This window comes from Lactobacillus gasseri ATCC 33323 = JCM 1131 (genome assembly GCF_000014425.1).
GTDB lineage: Bacteria > Bacillota > Bacilli > Lactobacillales > Lactobacillaceae > Lactobacillus > Lactobacillus gasseri.
Genome location: NC_008530.1, coordinates 1,128,939 through 1,151,566, shown reverse-complemented (window position 1 = coordinate 1,151,566; position 22,628 = coordinate 1,128,939). Strand labels below are relative to the sequence as shown.

General features: G+C 32.2%; 22 protein-coding genes and 1 pseudogene. 21 read left to right on the top strand and 2 right to left on the bottom strand.

The window, feature by feature from the left end:
• Window positions 1–11 precede the first annotated feature (11 nt).
• From LGAS_RS05635 to LGAS_RS05605, 7 genes are read left to right on the top strand one after another with little or no spacing between them, the layout of a single operon-like run.
• Window positions 12–1,007, top strand: coding sequence for a glycosyltransferase family 4 protein (locus tag LGAS_RS05635; RefSeq protein ID WP_225792980.1), 996 nt, complete (start codon window positions 12–14; stop codon window positions 1,005–1,007).
• A complete protein-coding gene (locus LGAS_RS05630) occupies window positions 1,004–2,065 on the top strand; it encodes a sugar transferase (RefSeq protein ID WP_003647158.1) in 1,062 nt (353 codons plus the stop codon). The genes LGAS_RS05635 and LGAS_RS05630 overlap by 4 nt, the downstream gene beginning before the upstream one ends.
• Window positions 2,066–2,113: 48 nt before the next feature.
• Window positions 2,114–3,142, top strand: coding sequence for a glycosyltransferase family 2 protein (locus LGAS_RS05625; RefSeq protein ID WP_003647159.1), 1,029 nt, complete (start codon window positions 2,114–2,116; stop codon window positions 3,140–3,142).
• 54 nt (window positions 3,143–3,196) lie between these two features.
• Window positions 3,197–4,357 carry a hypothetical protein gene (locus LGAS_RS05620; RefSeq protein ID WP_003647160.1) on the top strand — a complete coding sequence of 387 codons (1,161 nt, stop codon included), beginning with the start codon at window positions 3,197–3,199 and terminating at the stop codon, window positions 4,355–4,357.
• Between the two features lie 18 nt (window positions 4,358–4,375).
• Window positions 4,376–5,494 carry a UDP-galactopyranose mutase gene (gene glf, locus LGAS_RS05615; protein ID WP_003647161.1) on the top strand — a complete coding sequence of 373 codons (1,119 nt, stop codon included), beginning with the start codon at window positions 4,376–4,378 and terminating at the stop codon, window positions 5,492–5,494.
• A 5-nt stretch (window positions 5,495–5,499) separates the two neighbouring features.
• Window positions 5,500–6,927 (top strand): flippase, encoded by a 1,428-nt coding sequence (locus tag LGAS_RS05610; RefSeq protein WP_003647162.1) that lies wholly within the window; start codon window positions 5,500–5,502, stop codon window positions 6,925–6,927.
• 6 nt (window positions 6,928–6,933) lie between these two features.
• Complete coding sequence (locus LGAS_RS05605) at window positions 6,934–7,956, top strand: acyltransferase (protein ID WP_003657173.1); 1,023 nt, start codon at window positions 6,934–6,936, stop codon at window positions 7,954–7,956.
• A gap of 94 nt (window positions 7,957–8,050) precedes the next feature.
• Here the strand turns inward: LGAS_RS05605 and LGAS_RS05600 are convergent.
• Window positions 8,051–9,300: pseudogene (locus LGAS_RS05600) on the bottom strand (ISL3 family transposase).
• Window positions 9,301–9,738: 438 nt separating this feature from the next.
• On the opposite strand from LGAS_RS05600, the gene LGAS_RS05590 reads away from it, so the two are divergent.
• The 10 genes from LGAS_RS05590 to LGAS_RS05545 all read left to right on the top strand — a co-directional run bounded on the left by LGAS_RS05590 (window position 9,739) and on the right by LGAS_RS05545 (window position 18,379).
• Complete coding sequence (locus tag LGAS_RS05590) at window positions 9,739–10,698, top strand: Abi family protein (RefSeq protein ID WP_011678908.1); 960 nt, start codon at window positions 9,739–9,741, stop codon at window positions 10,696–10,698.
• 2 nt (window positions 10,699–10,700) lie between these two features.
• Entirely contained in the window at window positions 10,701–11,876 is a 1,176-nt protein-coding gene (locus LGAS_RS05585; protein ID WP_003657170.1) for a MerR family transcriptional regulator, read from the top strand.
• 81 nt (window positions 11,877–11,957) lie between these two features.
• Window positions 11,958–12,995, top strand: a complete 1,038-nt coding sequence (gene rfbB / locus LGAS_RS05580; RefSeq protein ID WP_003647166.1) for a dTDP-glucose 4,6-dehydratase — start codon at window positions 11,958–11,960, stop codon at window positions 12,993–12,995.
• 6 nt (window positions 12,996–13,001) lie between these two features.
• Window positions 13,002–13,886, top strand: a complete 885-nt coding sequence (gene rfbA, locus LGAS_RS05575; protein ID WP_003647167.1) for a glucose-1-phosphate thymidylyltransferase RfbA — start codon at window positions 13,002–13,004, stop codon at window positions 13,884–13,886.
• A gap of 32 nt (window positions 13,887–13,918) precedes the next feature.
• Window positions 13,919–14,527, top strand: coding sequence for a dTDP-4-dehydrorhamnose 3,5-epimerase (gene rfbC / locus LGAS_RS05570; protein ID WP_003647168.1), 609 nt, complete (start codon window positions 13,919–13,921; stop codon window positions 14,525–14,527).
• A 16-nt stretch (window positions 14,528–14,543) separates the two neighbouring features.
• Window positions 14,544–15,530, top strand: a complete 987-nt coding sequence (gene rfbD / locus LGAS_RS05565; protein WP_003647169.1) for a dTDP-4-dehydrorhamnose reductase — start codon at window positions 14,544–14,546, stop codon at window positions 15,528–15,530.
• Window positions 15,531–15,969: 439 nt separating this feature from the next.
• A complete protein-coding gene (locus LGAS_RS05560) occupies window positions 15,970–16,167 on the top strand; it encodes a PTS sugar transporter subunit IIB (RefSeq protein ID WP_003651702.1) in 198 nt (65 codons plus the stop codon).
• A gap of 324 nt (window positions 16,168–16,491) precedes the next feature.
• Window positions 16,492–16,917 (top strand): HIRAN domain-containing protein, encoded by a 426-nt coding sequence (locus LGAS_RS05555; RefSeq protein WP_003647171.1) that lies wholly within the window; start codon window positions 16,492–16,494, stop codon window positions 16,915–16,917.
• Window positions 16,918–17,058: 141 nt separating this feature from the next.
• A complete protein-coding gene (locus LGAS_RS05550) occupies window positions 17,059–17,976 on the top strand; it encodes a M48 family metalloprotease (protein ID WP_003647172.1) in 918 nt (305 codons plus the stop codon).
• 205 nt (window positions 17,977–18,181) lie between these two features.
• Window positions 18,182–18,379: a hypothetical protein gene (locus LGAS_RS05545; RefSeq protein WP_003647173.1), complete on the top strand. Its 198-nt coding sequence runs from the start codon at window positions 18,182–18,184 to the stop codon at window positions 18,377–18,379.
• Between the two features lie 66 nt (window positions 18,380–18,445).
• Here LGAS_RS05545 and LGAS_RS05540 read toward each other — a convergent pair whose 3' ends face one another.
• On the bottom strand, window positions 18,446–19,630 hold the full coding sequence (locus LGAS_RS05540) for an aminotransferase class I/II-fold pyridoxal phosphate-dependent enzyme (protein ID WP_003647174.1): 1,185 nt from the start codon (window positions 19,628–19,630) through the stop codon (window positions 18,446–18,448).
• Between the two features lie 107 nt (window positions 19,631–19,737).
• Between LGAS_RS05540 and msrB the strand changes: the two genes are divergently transcribed.
• The 4 genes from msrB (at window position 19,738) to LGAS_RS05520 (ending at window position 22,612) form a co-directional block, all read left to right on the top strand.
• Window positions 19,738–20,169 (top strand): peptide-methionine (R)-S-oxide reductase MsrB, encoded by a 432-nt coding sequence (gene msrB / locus LGAS_RS05535; protein ID WP_003651696.1) that lies wholly within the window; start codon window positions 19,738–19,740, stop codon window positions 20,167–20,169.
• Between the two features lie 3 nt (window positions 20,170–20,172).
• Entirely contained in the window at window positions 20,173–20,934 is a 762-nt protein-coding gene (locus LGAS_RS05530; RefSeq protein WP_003647176.1) for an SGNH/GDSL hydrolase family protein, read from the top strand.
• Between the two features lie 145 nt (window positions 20,935–21,079).
• A complete protein-coding gene (msrA, locus tag LGAS_RS05525) occupies window positions 21,080–21,637 on the top strand; it encodes a peptide-methionine (S)-S-oxide reductase MsrA (RefSeq protein WP_003651693.1) in 558 nt (185 codons plus the stop codon).
• Between the two features lie 96 nt (window positions 21,638–21,733).
• The gene (locus LGAS_RS05520; RefSeq protein WP_003647178.1) at window positions 21,734–22,612 is read left to right on the top strand and encodes a YitT family protein; all 879 of its coding nucleotides are present in this window, start codon (window positions 21,734–21,736) and stop codon (window positions 22,610–22,612) included.
• Window positions 22,613–22,628: the final 16 nt, after the last annotated feature.

The following is a 22,628-nucleotide window of genomic DNA, read 5'->3' as shown; positions in this document are numbered from 1 at the left end:
GTGGATATAAAATGGCTTTTGAATATGCTAATAGATTGGTTAAAGAAAATCATGAGGTTTTAATCCTGTATTTAAATCAGGACCTATTAAAGAATTATTCTGTTCCTTTAGTTGTAAAACGAAAAATCGCAAAAATACTTACAAAAATTGAGCCCAAATGGTTTGATTTGAATAAAAAAATTAAAAAAATTTCTAACTTAGATTTAGATTATAAGGAAAAATTAGGAAAACTTGATGTATGTATAGCTACATCTGCTGAAAAGACAGTTGAAGAAGTAAATAAAAACTTAATTGCAAAAACTAAGCTTTATTTGATTCAAGATTATGAAAATTGGAATATTAGTGATAAAGAACTAATAGCTACATATAAATTGGGTTTTAAAAACATTGTGGTGGCTAAGTGGTTAAAACAAATAGTGGATCAATATTCTCCTACTGAGTCTGTACTTATTCCTAATGCTATTGATACGTCTATTTACACGGAAACTGTACCAATTCAGAATAGAGATAATCATACTATTGCGCTTCTCTACCATGAATCGCCGCATAAAGGATTGAAGAATGCTTTTAAAGTTTTAGATAAATTGAAACAAAAATATCCTGATTTAAAAGTAATTATGTTTGGTAAATTTCCAAAACCTGAACTACCGAATTGGATTACTTATTATAAAGGTGCGTCACAGAAAAAGACTGTAGAAATATATAATTCTGTGAAGGTTTTTTTGTGTTCAACTATTGAAGAAGGCTTTGGGCTGACGGGAATTGAGGCAATGGCATGTGGAGCATGTTTAGTTTCCACAGATTATCGTGGAGTAAGAGAGTATGCCGTCAATAATTATAATTCTTTACTTTCACCTGTTGGAGATATAGATGCTCAAGTTGAGAATGTGATACGTATTTTTGAAAATAAAGAATTACAAAAGAATATATCATCTAATGGTATTCAGCATGTAAAGAAATTTAAATGGTCAGAAGCTATGAAAAAATTAAATAAGACGATAGAATGAGAGAATATGTGAAAAATATGAGTACTAATAAATTTATTATTGGGCCAAAAATGGAAAAGAATGGAATTTTTGCTGGTAATAAATTCCCTCGTGATATTATTAGTATTTTTGAAAAGAATGATTACACTCCTGTATATATACGAGAAGGATATGTAAAAAAAAGACCATGGGAATTTTTAAATGATGTCTATCAATTAATTCGGTTGCCTCGTAATTCAATTGTTTTTTATATAGATAGAGTTCATCCAAATTTATCTAGAAATTTAGTTTACTCAATTTTGAGAAGAAAAAATATAAAATCTTTTTCAATTTTAGAAGATATTGATCCCCTACGTGATAAGAAGATGTCGACAAATGATCGAAAGCTAGGTTTAGAAAGCCTAAATTCAAATAAGGGAATAATTTCTCAAAATAAAAAGATGACGCGGTTTTTGGTCAATCAGGGAGTTCGAGTTACGACAGTTGAATTAAGCGCATTAGATTTTTTGGTCTCCAATTATAAAGAGAAAAAACATAAAAAAAGTGCTGATACAATAATTGTTTATGGGGGCAATTTGAGTTCTGAACAAGCTGGATTTTTAAATCATTTACCTATTTCTAAATCAAATAATAAAATTAAGTATCGTGTATATGGTATGGGAGAAATGAGTAAACAGTTATCTTCCAATGCTATATACTGTGGTGGTTTTTCTGCAGAAGAATCAATAGATAAATTAAAAGGAGATTGGGGATTAGTTTGGAATAATGACGGCTCAAAATCAAATAAAAGTGGTCAAAATAGTTATTACGAATATGTTTGTCCGCATAAACTTTCAATGTATGCTATCTGTGGCATGCCAATAATCGTTGGTAAAAAATCGGCAATGGCTGATTTTGTGATTAATAATAAATGTGGAATAGTGATAAATAACTTAGAAGAAATAGAAAAAAAGATAAATGCTATTTCACAACAGGAATATTTAGAATATCAAAAAAATATATCTAAAATAGCTTCAAAAATGGCATTAGGCTTTTACACTCAAAATGCCATACGCAAAATTGAGAAGAAAATATTATAATATACGCTACATATGAGTTTAATCTAAAAAAGATAGGAGTTTTTTGTTTTGGCAAACGTAACAGTTTTGGTGCCTATGTATAATGTGGAAAAATATGTTTCTAAGTGTCTAGATAGTTTAATATCACAGACATATAAAGACATTGAAATTTGGGCAGTTAACGATGGGTCACCTGATAATTCTAGGAATATTGTTCTAGACTATGCGGCGAAAGATTCCCGCGTAAAATTAATTGATAAAGAAAATGGAGGTTATGGTTCGGTACTACAGATGGGAATAAAAAAAATAAAATCTCCTTATTTTCTGGTATGTGATCCAGATGATTGGCTAGAACCAACAGCAATTGAAAAATTGTATAATTTTTCTCTTAAGTCAAATTTAGATTTAGCAGTTGGTGATTATTACGACGTTTTTGTAGGCGATAAAAATAAGCATGTTGTTCATTTTATTAAAAATATTACGCCACATAAGGTATATACAGAAGAAAAAGATATTCAACGATTTTCTTTCGGTGCTGTATCTCCACATGCTAAGTTATTTCGAACGAGCATAGTAAAGAATATAGATCTCCCTATGCGTGTGAATTATACAGACTTTATTTTATATATTTATGCATTGACTAACGCTAAAAGAGTATCGTATATTGATATTCCACTAGCAAATTATTTAAAAGATAGACCAAATAATTCAGTTACAAATGTCAATCCATCTAGATTAAAAGATCATGCAATGGTATGGAATGGAGCATTTAATCAAATACCTATTAAAAAAGAGAATAGTGTAATTTTACAGCGCTTATATGAAGCTGTTTTAGGAAATTTAATTGTTTATTCTTTGTATTCTACCGACTATTTTCATGATAAATATTGGAAGTATATTTTAGATACTGTTAGGGAAGTAAGAAAAGCTGCTCCTATCTTAAAAAGTAATTTTAATGGTTCAATAGTAAATAAAATTATAATGAATGGGCTTTTAAATGAAAAATCTTATATCAGATATTCACGTAATTATGTATTATATGTCAGTAAGAAAAATAAACTAAGGAAAACTATCAAAAAAATTAGAAGTAAATCATAATATGAGCTCTAAATACTAAAGACAATTAAGAATAATGAGAATATGTGAGAGAAAATGATAGAAGAAAAGAATGAAAAAATAGATAAATATTTTTATACAGTTTATTTTATTTGGGGAATTTGGGCGCAAATAAATAATAGTGTTAATGTAAGAATTCCCTTTCAAAGTGCCATAAGTAGCATTGCAAATGTATTTATGATAGTGAGTATGTTTTTTTGCTTACTTTTTTTATTAATAGAGTCAAATTTTAGAGTACCTATAGATAAAGTAATCTGTTTAGTATTATTTGTATTTTTAATATTAATCTTGACGAAAAATCAGTCACCTTTAACATTTCTTGCTACATTTTCTTTAATTATAGTAGCTGGGAATTTCAACTTTAATAATATTTTGAAAACTTATTTGCATTTTACTGGGTTATTATTATTACTTGTAATTTCTTTATATTATTTAGGGAAGATTCCGCCAGCTATGATAGCGGGGCTAAATTTAAGAATGAGAACATCGCTAGGCTTTTCTTATTATACGTATGCTTCTCAGTTATTGTTTTATTTTACCTTAGCGTATGGAGTATATAAAAATAGAACAATTACATATTGGGAATTAGCACTGTTAGAATTAGCAAATTTATTTGTTTTTTATAGTACTAATACTCGTAATCCGTTTACTCTTTCTACGTTTTTTATTATTTGTATTTTTATTAATAAGTTAGTTAAAGATAAATTTTTTTCATTAGAATTAAAACCCTTAAAATATATATTTATGTTTATTTTCCCTATTTGTTTTGTTAGTTTAGTAATAATAACATTTTATATTTCTGCAAATAAATTTGAAGAATATAATACTTTATTGTCTGGAAGACTATGGTTAAATCGATTGGGAATTGAAAGATGGGGAATTCATGTTTTGGGGCAAAAGATAGCATTTAATACATTTTCTAATGGTGTGGTAAGTAATAATTATGATTTTATAGATAGTTCATATTTTCAGATGCTTTTAGTTAATGGATGGTTATTTTTTGGTATAATCCTAATTTTATTTACTCAAGTATGCAGAGAAGCAATAAAACAAAAAAATATATTTTTATCAATAGCTTTATGTTTAATTGCTATCCATTCAATGTTTGACCCACAGCTATTGATGCCATGGTATTCGCCGTTTTGTTTATTGTTAGGAAATACTTTTTCAATAAGAAAACTGGGTAATAATTTGTAAGGTAAATGAGGTAAGGAATTGAAAAAAGAATATTTAGTAGTTGGATCGGGCTTATTTGGAGCAGTATTTGCTCACGAAGCAGCAAAACGTGGTAATAAAGTTACCGTAATTGAACAAAGAGATCATTTAGCAGGTAACGTTTATACTAAAGAAATTGATGGCATTCAAGTTCATCAATACGGAGCTCATATTTTCCATACATCAAATAAAGAAGTTTGGGACTATGTACAACAATTTGCTGAATTTAATCGTTATACTAACAGTCCTGTAGCAAATTATTACGGTAAGATGTACAATTTACCATTTAATATGAATACTTTTAGTGAAATGTGGGGAGTAAGAACTCCACAAGAAGCTATGGATAAAATTAACGATCAACGTCAAGAAATGGCTGGTAAAGAACCACAAAATCTTGAAGAACAAGCAATTTCTTTAATTGGTCGTGATATTTACGAAAAACTAATTAAGGGATATACAGAAAAGCAATGGGGCAGAAAAGCTACAGAATTGCCAGCATTTATTATTAAAAGACTTCCAGTTCGTTTAACTTATGATAATAATTACTTTAATGATGATTATCAAGGAATTCCTAAAGGTGGTTACACTCAAATAGTAGAAAAAATGCTTGATAATGAAAATATTGAAGTTAAGTTGAATACTGATTTCTTTGATAAGAAGGATGAATATTTAAAGAACTTTGATAAGATTGTCTACACTGGCATGATTGATAAGTTCTTTGATTATAAGTTAGGCGAACTTGAATATCGTTCTCTTCGTTTTGAGACTGAAGAAAAAGATGTAGATAATTATCAAGGTAATGCAGTAATTAACTATACTGATGCAGAGACTCCATATACTCGTGTAATTGAACACAAGCATTTTGAATTTGGTAAGGGTGATAAAGACAAGACTATTATCACTCGTGAATATCCTGCTGATTGGAAACGTGGAGATGAACCATATTACCCAGTTAACAATGAAAGAAATAATACTTTGTATGGACAATACAGAGACTTAGCTGAAAAAGAAAACGATAAAGTTATTTTTGGCGGTCGTTTAGGTCAATACAAGTATTATAATATGGATCAAGTAATTGCAGCTGCTTTAGAATCTGTAAAAAATGAATTTGGTGAATAGTTTTTATGAAGGTCATTAAAAATTACCTTTACAATGTTGGATATCAAGTATTAGCAATAATTGTACCGTTAATTACATCAGCTTATGTTAGTCGTGTTTTGCGTCCAGAAGGTGTCGGTGCAAATTCATTTACAAATTCCATAATTCAATACTTTATTTTATTTGCAAATATGGGCATTGGATATTATGGGAATAGACAAATTGCTTATGTTAGAGAAAATAAAGATCAAATGTCAAAAACTTTTTGGGAAATCCAAATAGTTAAAACAATTATGACACTTTATGCTTTTGTAGCATTTGAGATTTTTATGATTTTTTATACTCGTCAACCAGAGTATATGTGGGCACAATCTCTTAATTTAATAGCAATAGCTTTTGACATTTCATGGTTTTATGAAGGTATAGAAGATTTCAAAGTTACGGTATTAAAAAATTCATTGGTGAAAGTCTTATCAATGATTGCTATTTTTGTCTTTATAAAAGGACCCAATGACGTAACCTTGTACATTATTGTACTTGCTCTCTCGACATTAATCGGTAATTTGACGTTATGGCCAAATATAAGACGGGATCTTAACAAGGTTTCTCTGAGGTTCCTAAATCCATGGAAGCATTTTTTACCAATGGCAGAATTGTTCATTCCACAAATTGCAACCCAAGTTTATGTTCAGCTTAATAAAACGATGCTTGGTGTAATGGTAAACGAGACTTCCTCAGGCTATTATCAGTATTCTGACAATTTGGTTAAATTGATTTTAGCACTTGTTACAGCAACAGGGACGGTTATGCTACCTCATGTGGCTAATGCTGTTTCTCATGGTGATATGCATAAAGTTAACAACATGTTATATAAGTCATTTGATTTTGTATCAGCAGTTTCATATCCATTAATGTTTGGATTAGCAGCTGTTTCTTTGACTTTAGCCACAAAGTATTATGGCCCAGGTTATGAAGAAGTAGGCCCAGCAATGATGATAGAATCTATAGTCATTCTAATAATTGCTTGGAGTAATGTCTTAGGAGTTCAATATTTACTTCCTATACATAAACAACGCGCATTTACGTTCTCGGTAACCTTTGGTGCTGTTATTAATTTAATACTCAATGTACCACTTATTAAAGTATGGGGATTAAATGGTGCTATGTGGTCCACCGTTTTATCTGAAGTTGCCGTAACTTTGTATCAATTATGGGCGGTTCATGGCTTATTAAATATTTCAAAATTATTTTCTAGTACATGGAAATATGGTTTATCTGGTTTTTGTATGTTCGTCGTTGTGTTTGGGATGAATCAACATTTAAGTAATACTTGGATTTCGCTTGGGTTAGAAGTAATTGTAGGTATATTAATATATACATTTTTAATATATTTATTAAAAGCAGATATAATTAATCAGTTGAAAAAATTAGTTGAAAATAAAATAAGAAGATAGAAGTATATGGTTGTGAGTAAAAGAAAAAGTAGAAATTTTGGATTAGACTTAGTTAAAGTTTTAGCTTGTATTTTAGTAATATGTTTACATTCATTAACTCCTACAAGTTTAGTTGTAAAAAATAATATTTTTAATTCAAGTGTTTATTATTCGGGAACTATAGCTATCCCTATTTTTTTTATGGCAAGTAGTTATTTTGTTTTAAATAAAAAAGATATTTCGTTTTATTATGTTTTAAGAAGAGTAGTAGACATCTTCTTTATAATAGTTGGTTGGGTATTAGTTTATAGTATTTGTCAGTTAATTGTAAAACATCGTTTTATCTTTTTAGAAGAGTTAAAAGGGACAGCTTTTGTAACGACTTCAAGCAATCATTTTTATCATTTTTGGTTTTTTTGGGCATTAATTTTTATGCTTATAATTTCACCTTTATTATGGTATATATTACATAATAATTTTAAAAGATACCTATTTTTAACTTTTATATTAACTTTAATCTGTGTTGGAGTTGATATATCTCTTCATTTGGATAACTCAATAAATATTCAGAATATACCGCAAGTTTTTAGAATATATTTATATATTGAATATTATCTTTTAGGAGGATTGATCGGTAATCTACGATTTATAAAAATAAAGGAATATGTAAAAAAACATATAATGATAATTAGTTTTAGTGCTATATTTTTATATTTTATAGTAATTATATATTCAATATGGAATAGAAATGTAATTCATTGGGATTATGCTGAAGCTAATTATGGAAATATTTTAGTTATTTTTACTTCAGTTTTGATATTAATTATTTTTTCTGTATTAAATCCTAAAAATAAAAAGTTAATTGAGTTTATTATACCTGCAACAATGGGAATATATATGATACATCCGTTTTTCATTAATAAGTTAATGAAAATTCATTTCTTTTATGAATATCCCGTTTTTATGGTACCGATCTTATTTGTTCTTTGTTTAATAATTGTAGAAATCGCATTACGTATTCCTGTTATTAAGCGTTTTTTTAAACTTTAATTTAAAGTAACATAATAAATTGGATAATTTAATGTCTTTCGATGATATTTTATAGATCGCTATAATTGATAAGTAGTTGGGTTTGTGATTAAGCTCAGTAGAAATACGGACTATTAATCAAATTCTGTTGATGGATAGTTTTTGAAAAAGAATCAGATAACTTGAAAAAGCTGTTTGGTTCTTTTTCTTTGATGATATTTTCTTCTAGCCTGATTCTAATTAATAAATGTCTAAAATTGCTGTAGCCATAAGTGGTACGTTCAATTTGCTTAATCTTGCGATTGACACCTTCAAGACAGCCGTTGGAGTAGCGGGAGGAGATACTGTTTAGAATGCCAGTATAATTGTATTTAAAAGTTAATAATGTTTGATGCATTTGCTTGCCTACAGCTTGTTTTGAGTGAAGCAAGCGAATAATCTGCTTTTTATCTTTGTTTTTGATAGCAGCCATAAAGTCCTGCATAACCTCGTAGTAAGGCGTCATCTTATTAAGTTTGTCATATTTCATGAGATAAAGCCTCCAAGTAGATTTTAATAGTTTATATTCACGGCTTTGCTTCTTAAAATGCTTCATAGTCTGAACTCGTAAGCTATTGAAAGATCTAGTGAGCATTTGAACCATGTGGAAACGATCAATAACAATCTGAGCGTTTGGAAAGAGCTCTTGAGCTACTATTGGATAATAGCAGTTAAGGTCCATAGTGACAGTCTTGACCCTAGCGCGAGCATTAGGAGAAAACTTATAAAAGTAACGCAAGATTTCAGGCTTAAAACGCGTTCTAAGAATTTGGACTACTTGGTGAGAATCGCCATCTAAGCAGATAAAGTGGAGCTTTTTGCTCACACCTTTAAACTCATCGAAAGCTAAATGCTCAGGAAGACGATCTAAATCATCATAAAACTTAGAAGAACAAGATTCTAAGACTCTTTGAACCGTATTAACTACTAAGTCATGCTCTCGAGCAATGCTAGTCATAGAGCGATCTTCTGTAAGAGCAGCTAATGCTTTACGTTTAGATGCGTTAGAGATATGGCAATATTTATTAACAAGGTTAGATTGAGTCATAGACCTTTTAAGGCAATCATTGCAAAGAACACGTTCTTTTTAAGTTTGATAGTAATCGGCTTGCTAACATCAGCAGTAATAATGCGCACATTAGAAGTATAGTGTCCATTATGTTTAAGATTAGTTGAATGGCAAAAAGGACAAGAAGGCTGAATAAGCTCGGCTTGATAAACGTTATGATATTTGCCGTTAATATATTTTTTAAAATAATCAGGAAAAACAATATTAGGGTCTTCAATATTAAGATGAAATTTAATACAACCATTGTTAGAGGACATAAGCAATCACCTTTATTCTTTAGAGTGGAATCAGAAGATTTAATGCAGTGAGGCTTATGGCCTCTTTATTTATGCAATAAAAAATCCTGTCGATAGAATATCATAGATATCCATCAACAGGATTTATTATAGAGCCATTATTATGCGATCATAAAATTGGGGGGTATGTTTTATGGCATATCCTTTTTTGTATACAGGGGAATTTAGAAATAAAAGATAAAAAATTATTTTTAATCTACTATATATCTAAATATTTAATCTATTGTTCTTCGAACGCATATTCGATATAATTTGAATTAGTTAAGAATGAATACGTATCTGATGATTGACAATAATTAGAAAAATTGTAGAATAGAGAGTAAAAAAGTGGCGGTGGACTCTAAGTGAGGCCGTTGCGGAAAAACACCTCTATTTTATTAATAGAGGTGTTTTTTTTGTATGAAAGAATTTAAAAATATTGATGAACAAATTGAGGTTTTGAAAAATCGTGGTTTAGTTTTTAAAGACTTGGACTTAGCTAAAAGATATCTTCTTACTAATAATTACTATAATATTATTAATGGGTATGGAAAGTATTTTCAAAATAATACTGATTTATTTATTAAAGGGACAACTTTTGATGAAGTTCGTAGCTTATATTTTTGTGATAAACAATTAAAACAAGCTTTTTTTAATTCTATCTCGAATGTAGAACATCACCTAAAGTCTATTTTTGCGTATCGATTTGCAGAAAAATTTAAGAATAAAAGATATGCGTATTTAGATATTAATTCCTATGATTCAAATAAAATACTTTCCGTCGGAAGATTAATTAGTGATTTGTCGCGAATAATTAATTTTTATAAAGATAAGTCTAATAATCCGATTCATCATTATGTTAAAAAATATAATGATGTACCTATTTGGATTATGGTTGAATTTCTAGATTTCGGAAAATTATGTGCGATGATTAAAAATTCTAAGAGGAGTATTCAAAATAAAATTTGTAAAGATCTAATGACTTTTATTCATGAGAATATAGGAGATTTAAACGAACATTTTACACCAGAAATTATGATTTCATTTATTGAGAATATTCATGAATTAAGAAATGTTTGTGCGCATAATAATCGTTTACTAGATTTTAGGTGTAAGGCAGATTCAAGATATTTTAGCGCTTTACATTTAAAGTATAATATTAAAGATAATAATAGTAGAAGGTATGCATACTCAGTCTTTGTAAGTATGCAATGTTTTTTAAGTCCGACTGAATTTAAAATTCTGAGTAATACTATTCGAAAAAGACTAAATTTGCTAAAAAAACACTTGAACTCTATAGATATACAAGAAATACTAAATTTATTAAAATTTCCAAATGAATGGTTGACTCAACCTAGATTAAAACAGCAGTGGGATTAAAAATGCAAAAATACTACACAAGTGGTGAATTTGCGAAAAAGGCACATGTGTCGATTCGTACAATTCGCTATTATGACCAAAAAAATTTATTAAAACCATCCACGCATACTGCAAGTGGTGCTCGACGGTATACTGATGCAGATTTTGCAAAGCTGCAACAAATTCTTCTATTAAAATACCTAGGATTTTCTCTAAGCGATATTCGAGAGATGACTTTGGGTTCAGGAGATAGACAGCTGTTGCTTGACTCACTGCAGATTCAAAAAAGACTAGTAGAAGAACGACTTAAAGAAATGCAAAATGTAGCAACTGCTATTGATTCTACGAGTAGCACCTTGAAGGCTGGTCAAGAAGTTGACTGGAGTAAGATGCTAGATCTAATTCACTTAACTTCAATGAATCAATCATTAAGTACGCAATATCAGAATGCTTCAAATATTTCTGCTCGAATTAGGCTACACCGAGATTATTCTCTCAATAAAGAGGGATGGTTTCATTGGCTGTTTAAGCAGCTTGACTTAAAGCCAGGGATGAAGATTCTTGAATTGGGCGCTGGCAATGGTGCCTTATGGTCTCAGAATTTAGATAAATTGCCAAAAGGTTTAACGATAGTTTTATCTGATATTTCAGAGGGAATCTTAGCCGATGCTAAGAATGAAATTGGCGATAACTCTGAATTTCAATATGCAGTTTTTGATGCTCAAAAGATTCCTTTTGCTGATAATACTTTTGACTTAGTGATTGCTAATCATATGCTTTTTTATTGTGATGACATTCCCAAGACTTTAAAAGAAGTTCGCAGGGTAATGAAGAAGGGGGCATCTTTTGCCTGTGCAACTTATTCAAAGCGTCATATGCATGAAATCACTGATTTAGTTCAAGAATTCAATCCTGAAATAGTTTTATCTTCTACCAATTTATATGATCGTTTTGGTCTTGATAATGGTGCAGAAATTTTAAGTAAAGACTTTACTGACATTTCTTGTCATAAATATCAAGATGCAATTGAGCTATCTGAATCTACACCTGTAATTTCTTACATTTTATCCTGTCATGGTAATCAGAATGCAATTTTGCTAGACCATTACAATGAATTTAAAAACTATGTTGACGAAAAAGTAAGTGGAGGATTTCACATTACTAAAGATGTTGGATACTTTATTTGTAAAAAAACATAGTTTTTTTATTTTTAAGCTTGAAGGTGACGTAACGTAATGTTATATACTTCATATGAACTCAAAAATATTTGGAGGAATAATATGAAAGTTATTGTTACTGGTGGTGCCGGTTTTATCGGTTCAAACTTTATTTTTTACATGTTAAAGAAGCATCCTGACTATGAAATTATCTGTTTAGATAGTTTAACTTACGCAGGTAACCTGTCTACTTTGAAGGATGTCATGGATAACCCTAACTTCAAGTTTGTTAAATTAGATATTCGTGACCGTGAAGGTGTTTACAAGTTATTTGAAGAAGAAAAGCCCGATGTAGTAGTTAACTTTGCTGCTGAAAGTCACGTTGACCGTTCTATCGAAAATCCAGAAATTTTCTTGGAAACTAACATTATTGGTACTTCTGTTTTGATGGATGCTTGCCGCAAGTACGGTATCAAGCGTTTCCACCAAGTATCAACTGACGAAGTATACGGTGACTTACCATTAGACCGTCCAGATCTTTTCTTCCACGAAGATACTCCACTTCACACTTCAAGCCCATACTCATCAAGTAAAGCTAGTGCAGACTTATTGGTTGGTGCATATGGTAGAACTTTCCACTTGCCAGTGACTATTTCACGTTGTTCTAACAACTATGGTCCATATCAATTCCCTGAAAAATTGATTCCTTTGATGATTCAAAGAGCCTTAAATAATGAAAAATTACCAGTTTATGGTGATGGCAAGAACGTTCGTGACTGGTTATACGTTGAAGATCACTGCAAAGCAATTGATCTTATCTTAGAAAAAGGTACTCCAGGCGAAGTCTACAACATTGGTGGACACAACGAAATGCACAACATTGATATTGTTAAGCTTATCTGTGACTACTTAGACAAGCCTTACTCATTAATTGAACACGTTACTGACCGTAAGGGACATGACCGTCGCTACGCAATTGATCCTGAAAAGATCCACAATGAATTAGGTTGGCTTCCAGAAACTATGTTTAAAGATGGTATCAAGAAGACTATTCAATGGTACCTTGACAACAAAGAATGGTGGGAAAACATCATTTCTGGTGATTACCAAAACTACTACGACGAAATGTACGGCAAGAAGCAAGTTTTAGATAAGGACTAATTCAGCATGAAGGGAATTATTTTAGCAGGCGGTTCAGGTACTCGTTTATATCCATTGACTCTAGTAACTAGTAAGCAATTATTGCCAGTTTACGATAAGCCAATGATTTATTACCCATTATCTACTTTAATGTTAGCTGGTATTAAAGATATCTTAGTAATTTCTACTCCGGCTGATACTCCACGTTTTAAGGAGTTATTAGGTGATGGTTCACAATTTGGAATTAACCTTTCTTACAAGGTGCAACCAACTCCAGATGGCTTGGCACAAGCATTTACTTTGGGGGAAGATTTCATTAATGGTGAACCTTGTGCCATGGTCTTAGGTGACAACATTTTCTACGGTAACGGTTTTACTGATTTACTTAAGAATGCTGCCGAAGATGCACAAAAGGGTAAGGCGACAGTATTTGGTTACTATGTAAATGACCCTGAACGTTTTGGTGTAGTTGACTTTGATGAAAATGGAAAAGCAGTTTCTATTGAAGAAAAGCCAGAACATCCAAAGAGTAATTACGCTGTTACTGGTCTTTACTTCTACCCAGCTGGAGTAAGTGAAAAGGCTGCTCAAGTTAAGCCAAGTGCACGTGGCGAAGTAGAAATTACTAGCTTAAACGATATGTACTTACAAGATGATAACTTAAGAGTACAGCTTTTAGGTCGTGGTTATGCATGGCTTGACACTGGTACAATGCAAAGTTTAGTTGACGCTTCAAACTACGTAAAAATGATTGAAGAGCGTCAAGGAGTTTCAGTATCTGCTCCTGAAGAAATTGCCTATGTACACGGCTGGATTGATAAAGATCAACTTCTTGAAGCAGCAAAGCACTATGGCAAGAGTCCGTACGGCAAGCACTTAAAGTCAGTTGCTGAAGGTAAAGTTCGTTATTAATATTTTTAATTAAAGAAAGAAGCTTTTAAAAAATGGGACAAATTAAAGTTGAAAAAAATGTTGGTGGTATTGAAGGTTTAGCAGTTATTACACCAACTGTTCATGGAGACGATCGTGGCTACTTCATGGAAACTTTTAACCAAAGAGACATGATGGATGCCGGCTTTAGCATTAACTTTGTTCAAGACAACCAATCAAGTTCAACTAAGGGTGTGCTTCGCGGTTTACACTTCCAAAAGAAGTACCCACAAATTAAATTAGTTCGTGCAGTTCGTGGTAGCGTATTTGATGTTGCTGTTGATCTTCGTAGTGAATCTAAGACCTATGGCAAGTGGTACGGTGTTGAATTAACTGCAGAAAATAAAAAACAATTCTTAATCCCACAAGGTTTTGCTCATGGTTTTCTTGTTTTAAGTGATGTAGCAGAATTTTGTTACAAAGTTAATGACTTCTGGCACCCAAACGATGAAGGTGGTATGGCTTGGAACGATCCTGAAATTGGTATTGAATGGCCACACCTTAAGGGTGATTACCCAGGTAGTCCAGATGCTTCTGGTTATACTCTTGATGATGGTACCAAGCTCAACATGGCTGAACGTGATCAAGAATGGAAGGGCTTAAAGGATACTTTTAAGTTTTAATTAGTGAGGTAAATGAATGAAAGTTTTTGTAACTGGCGTTAATGGTCAACTTGGTCATGACGTAATGAATGAACTTGCTAAGCGTGGTTATGAAGGCGTAGGTTCTGATTTAGCACCTGAATATGCTGGTGTTGCTGACGGAAGCAGCGTTACCAAGGCACCTTATGTTTCTTTAGATATTACTGATGCAGAAGCTGTAGACAGGGTTATTTCTGAAGTTAATCCTGATGTTATTGTTCACTGTGCTGCTTGGACTGCAGTTGATATGGCCGAAGATGACGACAAGGTTGCAGCTGTTCGCAAGGTTAACGTTGACGGAACTCAGAATATTGCTAATGTTGCTAAGAAACTAGATGCACCAATGGTTTACTTGTCAACTGACTATGTCTTTGATGGTCAAGGAACTACTCCTTGGGAACCAGACTTTAAGGGTTATAAGCCTTTGAATGTTTATGGTCAAACCAAGCTTGGCGGAGAAGAAGCTGTTTCAAACACTTTAGATAAGTACTTCATTGTTAGAATTGCTTGGGTATTTGGTGTAAATGGCTCAAACTTTATCAAGACTATGCTTAAGGTTGGTTCAAATCACGATGAAGTTAAAGTTGTTAGTGATCAAATTGGTACCCCAACTTATACTTTTGACTTAGCACGTCTTTTGGTAGACATGATTGAGACTGATAAGTATGGCTACTACCACGCAACTAATGCAGAACTACCAGCAACTGAAAGTGGCTACGACGAAAATGGTACTAAGACTGGTTACATTTCTTGGTACGATTTCACTAAAGAAATTTATCGTCAAGCTGGCTACAAGACAAAAGTTACTCCTGTAACTACTGAAGAATATGGCTTATCTAAGGCAGTTCGTCCATTTAACTCTCGTTTAGACAAGAGTAAGTTAGAAGAAAATGGCTTCAAGCCACTTCCAACTTGGACCGATGCTATTAGCCGTTACTTAGATATCTTAAAAGATGACGGTTTCTTCGACGAATTGAAGAAATAGACTAATTGAATAATACCGAATAAAAGGATCAAGCGTAGGCTTGGTCTTTTTTGTGTTGGGGCGATATGCATTAAAAGCTAGACAATAAGTAGCATATTTGGTATGATTGTTTTGAAAAGTCAATCCCTTCGTTTCGCTTTTTGCGCAGGTACGTCCTGAAGAACGAAGGTTTTTTTTGGAGAATTTTATGCAATCCCCACATTACTTAACTCATTTTTCTGGTCCTCCAATTATTTTTTTGTTTTAGATGGTTGTTAGATCAATAAAGTTTAATTTGTGGTGAGTTACGTTAATTAGTCGTAATTACACTACTGGTCCATTGTTTTTCAATGGGCCTTTTTATTATATTCCGAATCGTTTTTCACCTCTTTAGTGAAAAAGTGTATTTTAAATGTAAGTGCTGTTTAATACCATATAAGTGTCAAGAGAAATAATATTAATGGAGAATTTAAAAACAACTAAGAATGATATTGCATCATCAAATTTAATGGCTACTAACATGAGAAAAGCAGCAAAGAGGGCTGGATTAGATTACAAAATTCAAGCTCGAGGTGGAGTAAAATTAGGTGACAATGTAGATCAAATTGCTGTCTTAATGTTGAGTTCTTCATTTAAAGACAGAATTTGGTGTGATTAAATTACAAGTACCTGACAAGGTAAAAGTAATTTTAATGAAACTAGATTACTATTCAATTTCCATTTAATTTTATGGATTACATGAAATTAGATAAGCAAAGGATCATCGCGGATCTTTTCCTCAGGGCGCGGTATGTTTATCTCATTCATCTCCCAGTATTATTACAATACAACTATTTTAATTAGAAAGATTTAAAGATATTTCACCCAAAGATAAAATTCATGATTCTGTTGAATAAATGATTTAAAAAATTTATAGTAAGCATAGGATTAGAAAGTATTTAATCGATATGATTTTTATATAAAAGAGGAGGTCGACCAGACAATGAGTATTTATAGAAATGATGATGTTTTAATCACAGATTTAATGGATAGAATTGATAAGTTAGAAAATCAGGTTACTGATTTGAAAAAAATCTATTATAAACAATCAGGAGAAAGTCACAGCACATTTTTATATGGTTGTGAAGTGCGTGGTTCTGATTATTTACATCTTGAAGATAAGGTAGTTCCTCGTCTAAAAGAGAATGATCCCGTTCTATTAATACGTGAAGCTGATAATAAATACGATAAAAATGCGATTTCTGTAGCTACGCCGGCTGGACTAAAATTAGGTTATATTCCACGTGAACATAATTTAATTTTTAGTCGTTTGATTGACTCTGGTAATCTTTTATTTGGTCGAGTAAAAAACTTCCATTGGGATGGTAAAAACTTGGAGTTGATAATCAAAGTTTACTTGGCAAATTAGAATAAGGTAGGCAAAATGACGCATAAAGAAAAAATGAATCGTTATTATGCATTAATTGCTGTTGCAATTTTATTAGAAACCTTTATTAAGGTTTTAGGTAATTAAACTCATCGATTTTTAGCATAATAGTTGGAGTAGGAAATGCTATATAAACAAATAGAACAAAATAAGCGGAATACATGGATCATTTTGGGATTGTATACTGCTTTATTACTTGTATTAAGTATTTTTCTTGGAATGATTTTTACAAGATATGTTGGGATTGGATTTTTTATCATTGGTTTGATCTATATTGCACACGTATATTTTGATGCCACGCAGCATTTAATGAAAGTTACGAATGCGGTTGAGATTACTAAAGAAAGCGAACCTGAAATATACGAGCTTGTTGAAGAGCTCTGTCTAGCAGGAGGCTTACCGGTTCCTAAAATTTACATTACTCCTGATCTAGATCCGAATGCTTTTGCAACGGGACGCGATCCTGAACATGCAAGTTTAGCTCTTACGCAAGGGCTGTTGAGCATGATGAATAAGAAAGAAGTGCAAGGCGTTATCGGACATGAACTTTCTCATATTAGAAATTATGATACACGCATTACAGTTCTTGCGAGTGCTTTGACTAGTTTAATTACCATCACTGGGATTGGAATTGTATTATTTAGCTGGGGTGTATTGACTAGTGAGAGTAAAGGATGGCTAGGATTGATTATTAAATTCTTTGCTATGTTTTTAATTATAGTTGGTGGGATTATTTCTATTATTGGTATTCCATTAGCTAAGTTATTGTTTTTACTAGTTTCGCGTCAAAGAGAATATTTGGCCGATATAGGTTCGGTTGATTTAACACGTGAACCAAGTGGATTGATTTCAGCTTTATCTAAGCTTGAAAAAAAGGAAGAAAGTGAATCAACACCAGAAATTAGTTCACAAGATTTAGCTTTAGAGCATTTATACTTTAACTTACCACATCCAGGTAATTGGATTGATCGACTATTTTCTGATCATCCACCGCTAGATAAGAGGATAGAACGGTTGAAGAATAGCGATAAGATTGAGTAGAAGAGAGGACCAGCATCATTTTTTGATGTTGGATCTTTTTGTTTTATTGCTGATTGATCAAAATTAATTAAAAATGCTATTATTTGAATTAATGATGTCTGATAAATCAAGGATCTTTTAGTGTGTTCTCTACGAGTGTGGAGGACTCCTGATAGACAAATATATCAGCTTTTAGGCTAAAGTAAGAATTTAGTAGGTATAAAAAATGAAAGTTAGATATGCTGGTGAAAGTTTTTATAGTGGGTTAGGTTTAACAAATGGCAAGGTATATGTAGTTGATAAAAAAGGACCTTTTTATAGAATAATCGATGATAGTGGAGAAGATTATTTGTATTCGAAGACTAATCCTGCTCCACTAGATGGTAGTTCAAAAGGTGGGTATTGGAATATAGTTGAGTATTGAAAGAGCATAATAAAAACGCACTCATAAGCCTAATTTAAGCCTATCAGTGCGTTATTTTGTGTAATTCTAAATATTCTTAACAAATTCAGCGATTCTCTTTAATGCTTCTTTTAATTGCTCAGTTGAAGAAGCGTATGACATTCTTACGTAGCCTTGGCCACCTTGACCGAAGTAGCGACCAGGAGTTACACCAACTTTTGCCTTGGTAGCTAATTCATTTGCAAATGCTTCATCATCAGTACCAAAAGCATCTGGAATTTTAGCAAAAATATAGAAAGCTCCTTGTGGGGTAGACATTTCAAAGCCTAATTTTTCTAATCCGGCTTTCATGAATTTGAGTCGATCCTCGTAAATTTTTCTAGATTCAAGCGGGTCAGCTTGACCGTTGTTTAACGCTTCAATTGCTGCTGCTTGTACATTATCGGTAACTGAAGTGACTAAAAAGGCATTAACTTTTTGAATTGTTTTCATAATATCTGCGGGAGCAGCGATATATCCTAATCTCCATCCCGTCATTGCGTAGGCTTTTGACAGGCCGGAAATTAAAATGTTTCTTTCGGGAATATATTGTGATAGAGAATGATGGACATTATTGTCATAAACTAATTCTCCATAAATTTCGTCAGTTACAGAAAATAAATGATATTTAGTAATAATTTCTGCCAGTGCCTTTAAAGTTTCTTCTGGATATACTCGCCCAGTAGGGTTTGATGGATCAGTTAAAATAATTGCTTTAGCACCTTTTCCTTCATTTTGTAAAACTTTTTCAAGGTGTTCGGGAGTGAGAATAAAGCCATCTTTTGAGGTATCCATTTGAACTGGGATAGCACCAGTTAATTTAATCAATTGGAAGTAAAGTGCCCAAACAGGAGTAGGGACTAAAATTTTATCTCCCGGATTTAAGATTGACATGAATACATCATTTAAGGCACCTGTAGCACCAACAGTTACACAAATTTCTGTTGCTGGATCATATTTTATATTAAGGCTACGGTTAAGATATTTGCTAATTGCGTCTTGCAATTCTGGTTTACCGGCTTGTGGGGCATAATGAGAATCATTTGCTTTAATATCAGCAATTGCTGCGTCTTTAACATGATCTGGTGTATTTAAATCTGGCTCACCAATTGTTAATTTAATAATTCCAGGAATTTGAGAGGCCTTTGCATCAAAAGCTCTGATTTTTGAAGGTCCTAAAGAATTTAGTCGTGTATTTTTTGTAAGTGATAAGTCATTTGCTAATTTTGGCATAGTATTAAATCCCTCCGCTAATATTATAGATTATTGTATAGAAACAAAAATCATGAAACAACAATTTTCTATTAAAATTTGATATGTTTAAAAAAGAAGGTGAGAAAATGTTTAATAAAGAAGAAGCACTTAAAAAATTAAACTCAGAGCAATATGAAGTTACTCAACATGCTGCGACTGAATATCCTTTTACTGGAAAGTATGACAAATTTAATCAAAAGGGAATTTATGTTGATGTGGTATCTGGGGAGCCCTTATTTTCTAGTGAAGATAAGTATGATGCTGGTTGTGGTTGGCCGAGTTTTACGAAACCAATTGAAAAACTTGTTTATCATCGGGATCAATCGCATGGAATGGAACGAACTGAAGTAAAAAGTCCGCTAGCTGACTCTCATTTAGGGCATGTTTTTACAGATGGTCCCGTTGATCAAGGCGGCTTGAGATATTGTATTAATTCTGCTGCGTTAAAGTTCATTCCATATGATAAGCTAGAGGAGGAAGGTTATGAAAATTATCAGAAGTTATTCAAAGGACGATAGAAAATGAATTTTGAAGAAGAACTTTATAATTTAGATGTACCTGAAGAACATATTCCCGAGTTATTGAAATTTGGTAAGGATAATCCTGAATTTTTAACAAAGGCAATTAAAGCAGAAGGAAATGCTAAAAAATATAGTGTTGCTCAAACTAAGATGGAACCCAGTGATTTGATTAATAATCAGATTGCTTTTTTGGGTAGTTCAGTGACCTATGGTGCTGGTGCTTTAGGTGAATCTTTTGTTGATTATTTAAGTAAAAAAGATAATATTTGTGCTTTTGAGGATGCCGTTTCGGGGACGACATTAGTTGATAATGACTCTAATTCATATATTGGAAGAATCGGAAGATTGCCAGTTTTAGAAAAATTAACAGCATTTGTCTTGCAACTTTCAACTAATGATGCAATTAAAGGAAAAGAAGATCTAGGCGAAATTGCACAAGATGATAATTTTGACAAGCAGACAGTAACGGGTGCAATTGAATATATTTTAAATTATGTAAAGAAAAACTGGAATTGTCCTGTGTTGATTTTTAGTAATCCAAAATTTGATTCAGAATTCTATGGTCAAATGGTTGAGAGAGTTAAGGAATTACAAAATAAGTGGAATTTTGATTTCCTTAATTTGTGGGATGATGATGCTTTTAACTATAATGAAAAAGACAGAGAACTTTATATGCTTGATCCGATCCACCCAACGCGTGCAGGGTATAAGTTAAGTTGGTTGCCTGTAATTGAAGAAGAGTTATTAAAGATAAAAAAATAGTAAAAATCAAATAAATACTTTAAGCTAAATAGTGAATTGATTATGAACTAAATAATTGGTTCGCTATTTTTTGATATAAAGCTATAGTGAAAAAATAGTGGAAATAATTCAGAATTATTCAAAATTAGAAAGAAGTACTAATAAAATGGAAGTAGCTAAACCCCTTGATAATACTAAAGAATCGCACTATGACACAGCTATCTTTGCTGGCGGATGTTTCTGGTGCATGGTTGAGCCTTTTGACACTTATCCAGGCATTGTCAGTGTTGTTTCTGGCTATACTGGCGGTCATGTTGAAAATCCTAGCTATGAAGAAGTCTGTACTGGGACAACAGGTCATGTTGAGGCTGTAGAGATAACATTCGATCCCAAAATTATTTCGTATAAGAAACTAGTTGATATTTATTGGCAAGTGACTGATCCAACAGATGCAATGGGACAATTTCAAGATCGTGGTAGTCAATATCAACCGATAATTTTTTATAATTCTCCACAACAAAAAGAAATTGCCGAAGAATCTAAAATGCAGCTTGAAGATTCACACAGGTTTGATGAGCCAATCGTAACCAAAATTGAACCTGCTGAACCTTTTTATCCAGCAGAAGATTATCATCAAGATTTCTATAAAAAGGATCCATTACGTTATCAAATTGAAGAGGCCGGAGGAAGGGCTCAATTTATTGAAAAGCACTGGAAAAAATAATAGTCAAATAGGCACTAGAATTATCTTTCTTTTTTGATAATGATTGTTAGAATAGATAGTGCAAAAGATTATTTGATATAAAAAAGGAAAATCAAGATGAGTCAATTAGAAAAGCTGTCTCGTAGACACTATCTAATTTCAAAATTATCTGCGGCATTCCTCTATGCTTTGGCGGTTGCTGTGGCCCTGAACTTTTTCTGGGGTCCTGGTAAGATCTACGCCTCTGGTATTACGGGATTTGCACAGATTATTCAATCAGTGTCTGAACGATTCATGCCATTTACCTTATCGACCTCAGTGATGTACTTTGTTTTAAACATTCCGCTTTTTATCTTGGGATGGTGTAAAATAGGACATCGCTTTACAATTTTTACCATTATTGCCGTATTACTTGGATCAATCATGATGCGAGTAATTGCTCCGATTAAGATTACTTATGATCCAATCATTTGTGCCTTATTTGGTGGCGTAATTAATGGGGTCGGAACGGGAATTGCCTTGAAATCAGGAATTTCTACAGGTGGTTTAGATGTTCTAGGCATTATTTTAAGAAAAAAGACTGGCAAGAGTTTCGGCCAAATTAATATTTTCTTTAATCTAATCATTGTTATCTGTGCTGGTTTTGTATTTGGCTGGACGAGAGCTTTATATACTGCTTTAAACATTTTTGTTAATGGTAGAGTAATTGACGCTGTTTATACGCAGCATCAAAAAATGCAGGTCTTTATCGTTACTGAACACCCGAAACATATTATTGAAGGTATTCAGCGCAAGATGCACCGAGGTATTACGATCTTTCATGATGTTGAAGGTGCGTATAGTCATACGGAAAAGACCGTCTTAATGACAATCATTGATCGTTACGATATGTTCGATATTTATAATATTGTTATTCAATCTGATCCTTATGCATTTATGAGTGTAAGTGAAGTTGATAAAGTATACGGACGCTTCAAGGAGCAGAAACCAGTTTAATAGTATAAGAAAAAAG

Coding starts and splice junctions, on each gene's coding strand:
- LGAS_RS05630 (WP_003647158.1), top strand. CDS start 1,004: ATGAGAGAATATGTGAAAAATATGAGTACTAATAAATTTATTATTGGG.
- rfbB (WP_003647166.1), top strand. CDS start 11,958: ATGAAAGTTATTGTTACTGGTGGTGCCGGTTTTATCGGTTCAAACTTT.
- LGAS_RS05585 (WP_003657170.1), top strand. CDS start 10,701: ATGCAAAAATACTACACAAGTGGTGAATTTGCGAAAAAGGCACATGTG.
- LGAS_RS05590 (WP_011678908.1), top strand. CDS start 9,739: ATGAAAGAATTTAAAAATATTGATGAACAAATTGAGGTTTTGAAAAAT.
- LGAS_RS05620 (WP_003647160.1), top strand. CDS start 3,197: ATGATAGAAGAAAAGAATGAAAAAATAGATAAATATTTTTATACAGTT.
- LGAS_RS05635 (WP_225792980.1), top strand. CDS start 12: ATGGCTTTTGAATATGCTAATAGATTGGTTAAAGAAAATCATGAGGTT.
- LGAS_RS05545 (WP_003647173.1), top strand. CDS start 18,182: ATGAAAGTTAGATATGCTGGTGAAAGTTTTTATAGTGGGTTAGGTTTA.
- LGAS_RS05610 (WP_003647162.1), top strand. CDS start 5,500: ATGAAGGTCATTAAAAATTACCTTTACAATGTTGGATATCAAGTATTA.
- msrB (WP_003651696.1), top strand. CDS start 19,738: ATGTTTAATAAAGAAGAAGCACTTAAAAAATTAAACTCAGAGCAATAT.
- LGAS_RS05550 (WP_003647172.1), top strand. CDS start 17,059: ATGCTATATAAACAAATAGAACAAAATAAGCGGAATACATGGATCATT.
- LGAS_RS05555 (WP_003647171.1), top strand. CDS start 16,492: ATGAGTATTTATAGAAATGATGATGTTTTAATCACAGATTTAATGGAT.
- LGAS_RS05530 (WP_003647176.1), top strand. CDS start 20,173: ATGAATTTTGAAGAAGAACTTTATAATTTAGATGTACCTGAAGAACAT.
- rfbD (WP_003647169.1), top strand. CDS start 14,544: ATGAAAGTTTTTGTAACTGGCGTTAATGGTCAACTTGGTCATGACGTA.
- msrA (WP_003651693.1), top strand. CDS start 21,080: ATGGAAGTAGCTAAACCCCTTGATAATACTAAAGAATCGCACTATGAC.
- LGAS_RS05520 (WP_003647178.1), top strand. CDS start 21,734: ATGAGTCAATTAGAAAAGCTGTCTCGTAGACACTATCTAATTTCAAAA.
- LGAS_RS05540 (WP_003647174.1), bottom strand. CDS start 19,630: ATGCCAAAATTAGCAAATGACTTATCACTTACAAAAAATACACGACTA.
- rfbC (WP_003647168.1), top strand. CDS start 13,919: ATGGGACAAATTAAAGTTGAAAAAAATGTTGGTGGTATTGAAGGTTTA.
- LGAS_RS05605 (WP_003657173.1), top strand. CDS start 6,934: ATGGTTGTGAGTAAAAGAAAAAGTAGAAATTTTGGATTAGACTTAGTT.
- rfbA (WP_003647167.1), top strand. CDS start 13,002: ATGAAGGGAATTATTTTAGCAGGCGGTTCAGGTACTCGTTTATATCCA.
- LGAS_RS05560 (WP_003651702.1), top strand. CDS start 15,970: ATGGAGAATTTAAAAACAACTAAGAATGATATTGCATCATCAAATTTA.